The following is a 6,302-nucleotide window of genomic DNA, read 5'->3' as shown; positions in this document are numbered from 1 at the left end:
CTAAACCACCCCGGCCCGGCCCGGGGCCCCACCCCCCGGCCCCGGGGCCCGACGACGTCGGGAGGGTCAGACGCGGCGGCGCTTCGGGGGACGGCAGCCGTTGTGCGCCTGGGGCGTCACGTCCTGGATCGAGCCGACCTCGAGGCCGGTCGCCTGCAGGGAGCGGATCGCGGTCTCACGACCGGAGCCCGGGCCCTTGACGAAGACGTCGACCTTCTTGACACCGTGCTCCTGGGCGCGGCGGGCGGCCGACTCGGCGGCGAGCTGCGCGGCGTACGGCGTGGACTTGCGGGAGCCCTTGAAGCCGACGTGGCCGGCGGACGCCCACGAGATCACGGCGCCCGAGGGGTCGGTGATCGAGACGATCGTGTTGTTGAAGGTGCTCTTGATGTGAGCCTGGCCGAGCGGGACGTTCTTCTTGTCCTTGCGACGCGGCTTGCGCGCGGCCGTGGCACGAGTCTTGGGAGGCATGTGTTCTCTGATCTCCTGGTCTGATCGGACCGGGGCGGTTCAGCTCGGGGAGCCGACCACGCCACGGACTGCTCTCAGCGGGCCTTCTTCTTGCCCGCCACGGTGCGCTTCGGGCCCTTGCGGGTGCGCGCGTTGGTCTTGGTGCGCTGGCCGCGCACCGGGAGGCCGCGGCGGTGACGCAGGCCCTGGTAGGTGCCGATCTCGACCTTGCGGCGGATGTCGGCGGCGACCTCGCGGCGCAGGTCGCCCTCGAGCTGGAAGTTGCCCTCCAGGTAGTCGCGGAGGGCGACGAGCTGGTCGTCGCCGAGGTCCTTGACCCGCAGGTCCGGGTTGATCCCGGTCGCGGCCAGCGTCTGCTGGGCGCGGGTACGGCCGACGCCGTAGATGTAGGTGAGCGCAACCTCGAGCCGCTTCTCGCGGGGGAGGTCGACGCCGATCAGACGTGCCATGTGCCTTCCGGCTCCTGTACTTCGTCCAGAGGTCTGCCGCACCGCCCTCCCGCGAAGACCGCGGGCCCCGGCCCCTGGACCGGAGGTTCCCCTGCGACCGTCCCGCGAGGAGCTTCGCTCCGGAAGCGGGGGTCGAGGTTCGTGGTGGTGCGCTGTGTCCGACGGCGAGCGCGTGCCGTCAGGCGGTGGCTGCGATCAGCCCTGGCGCTGCTTGTGGCGCAGGTTGTCGCAGATCACCATGACGCGACCGTGCCGGCGGATCACCTTGCACTTGTCGCAGATCTTCTTGACGCTCGGCTTGACCTTCATCAGTGTTCCTCCGCCGCCGTACGCACGCCGGCGGGTGCCGGCGCCACGACGGCGCTCGATGGGGTGGTGGTTACTTGTAGCGGTAGACGATCCGACCGCGGGACAGGTCGTACGGGCTGAGCTCGACCACGACGCGGTCCTCCGGGAGGATGCGGATGTAGTGCTGACGCATCTTGCCCGAGATGTGCGCGAGGACCTTGTGGCCGTTCGCCAGCTCCACACGGAACATCGCGTTCGGCAGGGCCTCGACCACGCTGCCCTCGATCTCGATGACGCCGTCCTTCTTTGCCATGTCCTCCGCTAACTCTCGTCTGTCCCCGGGCGCCCGTCACCGACGTGACGGAGGTCCGGATGTCGTGCGTGCCGCCTGCTCACCCTCGTCCCGACCGGCCGACGTATCGTCGGGCCGGTGCTGGTCTGCGGCGCCACCAACTCGCGCCGACAGATCGAGGAACTGCCGAACGGACTACACCCGACAGACCATCGTACTCCATGGCACCAGCAGCTGCGACCACGCGGCAGAGGGCGTCGGTCACACGTCGAGGGGCACCGGCTCGACCTCGAACGGGGCGAGACCCGCGCGGCCGCCGTCCGCGGCCGTCAGCACGCTGATGCCGCCGTCGAGGAGGGCGACGGTGTGCTCCCAGTGCGCGGCCCGGGAGCCGTCCTGCGTCACCACCGTCCAGTCGTCCGCGAGGACCCGGGTCGCCCCGCTCCCCCGCGTCACCATCGGCTCCACGGCGAGGCACATGCCCGACCGCAGCCGCGGACCGCGGTCCGACGTCCGGAAGTTCACGACGTCGGGGGGCTGGTGCATCGCGGTGCCGATGCCGTGCCCCACGTAGTCCTCGACGATCCCGTACTCGACGCCGGAGACGCCGCCGGCCAGCTCGACCGCCGCCTCGACGGCCGTGCCGACGTCGCCCAGGCGCTTGCCTCCGGCCAGCGCCGCGATCCCCGCCCACATGGCCGTCCGCGTGGCGCGGACGAGGTCGAGGTCCGCGGCATCGACGCCGTCGCCCGGCGTGGCACCCTCGGGGTCCGGCGCCTCGGTGTCCGGCGCCTCGACGTCCAGCGCGCCGTCCGGGCCCAGCACGAGGCTGATCGCCGAGTCGCCGTGCCAGCCGTCCACGATCGCGCCGCAGTCGATCGACACGACGTCGCCGACCTCGAGCACACGGCCGCCGGGGATGCCGTGGATGACCTCCTCCGAGACCGAGACGCAGATCGTCGCGGGGTAGCCCTCGTAGCCGAGGAACGACGGGGTCGCCCCCGCCTCCGCGATGACGCGCGCCGCGACCGCGTCGAGGTCCGCCGTCGTCATGCCCGGACGCGCCGCCGCGCGCACCGCGTCGAGCGCCGAGGCGACGACCAGGCCCGCACGACGCATGACGCGCACCTGGTCGGGCGTCTTGAGCTCGATGCGCTCGCGCGAACCGAAGATCATGGGGTCGCGGGCCTCAGCCGAGCTCGGCGGCCAGCGCCTGGACGATGCGCTCGGTGACCTCGGAGACGTCGCCGATGCCGTCCACCTTCGCGAGGAGGCCCCGCTCGGAGTAGGCCGCGGTCAGCGGCGCGGTCTGCTCGTCGTAGATGTCGAGCCGACGCGCGATCGCCTCCGGGGTGTCGTCCTCCCGGCCCTCGATCTCGGCACGCTTGGCGATCCGCGACAGGAGCTCGTCGCGCGCGGCGGTGAGCTCGATGACGCCGTCCAGCTCCCAGCCGAGGTCGGCCAGGATGCCGTCCAGGGCCTCGACCTGGTGCGCGTTGCGCGGGTAGCCGTCGAGCAGGAAGCCGGCCTTCACGTCGTCCTCGCCGAGGCGGGAGCGCACCATCTGGTCGGTGACCTCGTCCGGGACGAGCTCGCCCTTGGCGCTGTACTCCTGCGCGAGCTTGCCGAGCTCCGTGCCGCCCTTGATGTTGGCGCGGAAGATGTCGCCCGTCGAGATGGCGGGGATGTTGAAGAGCTCGGCCAGGCGCGCGGCCTGCGTGCCCTTGCCCGCGCCCTGCGGCCCCATGATCACCAGGCGCGTCACCCGCGCCTCGGCGCTGGGGGCGCCGTGGAGCTCGCGGCGGGTGGTCGGCGTGGCAGCGGCGGGGCCGCCTTCGGTCGTCTCGGTCAACGGAGGAACCCTTCGTAATGACGCTGCTGGAGCTGGGAGTCGATCTGCTTCACGGTCTCGAGCCCGACGCCCACGATGATGAGGATCGACGTGCCGCCGAACGGGATGTTCGTGGTGACTCCCAGCACCACGAGCACGATCGTGGGGATGAGGGCCACGATGGCGAGGTAGATCGAGCCCGCGGACGTGATGCGGGTGATCACGTAGTCGAGGTACTCGGCCGTGGGCCGGCCCGCGCGGATACCGGGGATGAAGCCGCCGTACTTCTTCATGTTGTCCGCGACCTCGTCCGGGTTGAACGTGATCGACGTGTAGAAGAACGCGAAGAAGATGACCATCAGCACGTACAGCACGATGTACAGCGGGTCGGACTGCTGGACCAGGTTGTCGGAGATCCACACGACCCAGTCCGCGGTCGGCTCGCCGAACTGGGCGATCAGCCCGGGGATGGCGAGGATCGACGCCGCGAAGATGACCGGGATGACGCCGGCCATGTTGATCTTGATCGGGATGTAGGTGCTGGTGCCGCCGTACATGCGGCGCCCCACCATGCGCTTCGCGTACTGCACGGGGATGCGGCGCTGGGACTGCTCGACGAAGACGACCAGCCCCACGACGAGCACGATCACCAGGATCATGACGATGAAGTTCAGCGGGCCGTTCGAGCCGCCGGCGATCGACCAGAGGGCCGACGGGAAGCTCGCCGCGATCGACGTGAAGATCAGCAGGGACATGCCGTTGCCGACGCCGCGCTCCGTGATCATCTCGCCGAGCCACATGACCAGGCCGGTACCGGCCGTCATGGTGACGACCATCAGCGTGGCGGTCATGAAGCTGTCGTCCGCGATCACGTCGACGGGGCAGCCCTGGAAGAGCATCCCGGTGCGCGCGGTCGTGATGATCGTCGTCGACTGCAGGATCGCCAGGGCGATCGTCAGGTAGCGCGTGTACTGCGTGAGCTTCGCCTGCCCCGACTGGCCCTCCTTGTGCAGGGCCTCGAACCGCGGGATGACCACGCGCAGCAGCTGCACGATGATGCTCGCGGTGATGTACGGCATGATGCCGAGCGCGAAGATCGACAGCTGCAGGAGCGCACCGCCGCTGAAGACGTTGACGAGGCCGAGCAGCGAGGTGCTGCCCTCGAGGGCCGCGACGCACTGCTGCACGTTGCCGTAGTCGACGCCGGGTGTGGGCACGAGCGACCCCACCCGGAAGAGCGCCATGATCGCGATCGTGAACAGCAGCTTGCGCCGCAGGTCCGGTGTCCGGAAAGCCCGGCCGAATGCGCTGAGCACCTATCCTCCTGGCCCGCCGCGGCGGGTTGTCGTGTCGCCGGGGACCGGCGAGGCGTGGCGCGAGCTCCCGGCACCGCGGCCCGTGGGCCACGCCGCCGGCACGCCGACTCGGTCAAGGTCCGGCCGGGGAGACCCCGGCCTCGCCGTCACCCGGATCAGGTGCATGGCTCGGACCGTGACGGATTCTACGTGCCCCGGACCAGTGATCCAGACCACACGCCGTCGCGGTGGCCCGGCCCGCCGAGGCGTGCCGGGAGCACACAGGGCCGGCAGCGCGTGTGCGCCGCCGGCCCTGATGCGGATGTCAGTCCTCGGAGACCGTGCCGCCGGCCGCCAGGATCTTGTCCTTGGCGGAGCCGGAGACGCGGTCGACCGTGACGTCCAGCTTGACGGTGATCTCGCCGTTGCCGAGCACCTTCACCGGCTGACCCTTGCGGACCGCGCCCTTGGCGACGAGGCCCTCGACGGTGACGGAGCCACCCTCGGGGTACAGCGCGGCGAGCTTGTCCAGGTTGACGACCTGGTACTCGACGCGGAACGGGTTCTTGAACCCGCGCAGCTTCGGGAGGCGCATGTGCAGAGGCATCTGCCCGCCCTCGAAGCGCTCGGGAACCTGGTAGCGAGCCTTCGTACCCTTGGTACCGCGACCCGCCGTCTTACCCTTCGACGCCTCACCACGACCCACGCGGGTCTTGGCGGTCTTGGCGCCGGGAGCCGGACGCAGGTGGTGGACCTTGAGCGGCTGACCCGCCTTCTCGGTGTTGTCGGCCTTGTTCTCAGCCACGATCACTCGACCTCCTCGACGGTGACGAGGTGCGCCACCGTGGTGACCATGCCACGGATCTCCGGACGGTCCTCCTTCACGGCGGTGTCGCCGATCCGCTTGAGGCCGAGGGTCCGCAGCGTGTCACGCTGGTTCTGCTTGCCGCCGATGGCGGACTTGACCTGGGTGACCTTCAGACGAGGCATCACGCACCCACCTTCTCGTCAGCCTTGGCCGCCTTCTCGGCGAGCCCGGCGGCCTGTGCACGCAGGAGCGCGGCCGGGGCCACGTCCTCGAGCGGCAGACCACGGCGGGCGGCCACGGCAGCCGGCTCCTCGAGACCCTGGAGGGCCGCGACGGTGGCGTGCACGATGTTGATCGAGTTGGACGAGCCGAGCGACTTGCTCAGCACGTCGTGGATGCCGGCGCACTCCAGCACGGCGCGCACCGGACCACCGGCGATCACACCGGTACCCGGCGAGGCCGGACGCAGGAACACGACGCCGGCGGCCTCCTCACCCTGGACGGGGTGCGGGATGGTGCCCTGGATGCGCGGGACGCGGAAGAAGTTCTTCTTCGCCTCCTCGACACCCTTGGCGATCGCCGCGGGCACCTCCTTGGCCTTGCCGTAGCCGACACCGACGGTGCCGTCGCCGTCGCCCACCACGACCAGCGCGGTGAAGCTGAAGCGGCGACCACCCTTGACGACCTTCGAGACGCGGTTGATCGTCACCACGCGCTCGACGAAGGCGTTCTTGTCGGCGGCGTCGCGGCCACCGCCACGACGGTCGTCGCGGCGACCGCCGCCGCGGCGGCCGTCGTTCTTGTTGGACTCGTTGGCGCCCTGGGGGGCGCCGGTGCGCTGCCCTGCAGCCATCAGAGGATCCTCATC

General features: G+C 70.5%; 10 protein-coding genes. All 10 read right to left on the bottom strand.

Annotated elements, in window-relative coordinates; translation table 11 throughout:
• Positions 1–66: 66 nt before the first annotated feature.
• Positions 67–471 (bottom strand): 30S ribosomal protein S11, encoded by a 405-nt coding sequence (gene rpsK, locus ACFUVW_RS06735; RefSeq protein WP_380321664.1) that lies wholly within the window; start codon positions 469–471, stop codon positions 67–69.
• Between the two features lie 74 nt (positions 472–545).
• Positions 546–920, bottom strand: coding sequence for a 30S ribosomal protein S13 (gene rpsM, locus ACFUVW_RS06730; protein WP_380321661.1), 375 nt, complete (start codon positions 918–920; stop codon positions 546–548).
• Between the two features lie 195 nt (positions 921–1,115).
• On the bottom strand, positions 1,116–1,229 hold the full coding sequence (gene rpmJ / locus ACFUVW_RS06725) for a 50S ribosomal protein L36 (RefSeq protein WP_003956441.1): 114 nt from the start codon (positions 1,227–1,229) through the stop codon (positions 1,116–1,118).
• Between the two features lie 70 nt (positions 1,230–1,299).
• A complete protein-coding gene (gene infA / locus ACFUVW_RS06720) occupies positions 1,300–1,521 on the bottom strand; it encodes a translation initiation factor IF-1 (RefSeq protein WP_012867920.1) in 222 nt (73 codons plus the stop codon).
• A 240-nt stretch (positions 1,522–1,761) separates the two neighbouring features.
• Complete coding sequence (locus ACFUVW_RS06715; protein ID WP_430570556.1) at positions 1,762–2,676, bottom strand: type I methionyl aminopeptidase; 915 nt, start codon at positions 2,674–2,676, stop codon at positions 1,762–1,764.
• A 13-nt stretch (positions 2,677–2,689) separates the two neighbouring features.
• A complete protein-coding gene (locus ACFUVW_RS06710) occupies positions 2,690–3,247 on the bottom strand; it encodes an adenylate kinase (protein ID WP_430570557.1) in 558 nt (185 codons plus the stop codon).
• Between the two features lie 101 nt (positions 3,248–3,348).
• Positions 3,349–4,647, bottom strand: coding sequence for a preprotein translocase subunit SecY (gene secY, locus ACFUVW_RS06705; protein WP_430570555.1), 1,299 nt, complete (start codon positions 4,645–4,647; stop codon positions 3,349–3,351).
• A gap of 304 nt (positions 4,648–4,951) precedes the next feature.
• Positions 4,952–5,437, bottom strand: a complete 486-nt coding sequence (rplO, locus tag ACFUVW_RS06700; protein ID WP_430570554.1) for a 50S ribosomal protein L15 — start codon at positions 5,435–5,437, stop codon at positions 4,952–4,954.
• On the bottom strand, positions 5,434–5,616 hold the full coding sequence (rpmD, locus tag ACFUVW_RS06695) for a 50S ribosomal protein L30 (protein WP_079573239.1): 183 nt from the start codon (positions 5,614–5,616) through the stop codon (positions 5,434–5,436). The genes rplO and rpmD overlap by 4 nt, the downstream gene beginning before the upstream one ends.
• Positions 5,616–6,287: a 30S ribosomal protein S5 gene (gene rpsE / locus ACFUVW_RS06690; protein WP_430570553.1), complete on the bottom strand. Its 672-nt coding sequence runs from the start codon at positions 6,285–6,287 to the stop codon at positions 5,616–5,618. The genes rpmD and rpsE overlap by 1 nt, the downstream gene beginning before the upstream one ends.
• Between the last annotated feature and the right edge of the window lie 15 nt (positions 6,288–6,302).

The sequence above is a fragment of the Isoptericola sp. NPDC057391 genome (genome assembly GCF_042668085.1).
Taxonomy (GTDB): Bacteria; Actinomycetota; Actinomycetes; order Actinomycetales; family Cellulomonadaceae; genus Isoptericola.
The sequence above is the reverse complement of the archived record's forward strand: the minus strand, read 5'-3'. Positions and strand labels throughout refer to the sequence as shown.

Bases quoted from the DNA above. Each gene is read 5' to 3' on its own strand.
- rpsK (WP_380321664.1), bottom strand. From the start codon at position 471: ATGCCTCCCAAGACTCGTGCCACGGCCGCGCGCAAGCCGCGTCGCAAG.
- rpsM (WP_380321661.1), bottom strand. From the start codon at position 920: ATGGCACGTCTGATCGGCGTCGACCTCCCCCGCGAGAAGCGGCTCGAG.
- rpmJ (WP_003956441.1), bottom strand. From the start codon at position 1,229: ATGAAGGTCAAGCCGAGCGTCAAGAAGATCTGCGACAAGTGCAAGGTG.
- infA (WP_012867920.1), bottom strand. From the start codon at position 1,521: ATGGCAAAGAAGGACGGCGTCATCGAGATCGAGGGCAGCGTGGTCGAG.
- ACFUVW_RS06715 (WP_430570556.1), bottom strand. From the start codon at position 2,676: ATGATCTTCGGTTCGCGCGAGCGCATCGAGCTCAAGACGCCCGACCAG.
- ACFUVW_RS06710 (WP_430570557.1), bottom strand. From the start codon at position 3,247: ATGGGGCCGCAGGGCGCGGGCAAGGGCACGCAGGCCGCGCGCCTGGCC.
- rpmD (WP_079573239.1), bottom strand. From the start codon at position 5,616: ATGCCTCGTCTGAAGGTCACCCAGGTCAAGTCCGCCATCGGCGGCAAG.
- rpsE (WP_430570553.1), bottom strand. From the start codon at position 6,287: ATGGCTGCAGGGCAGCGCACCGGCGCCCCCCAGGGCGCCAACGAGTCC.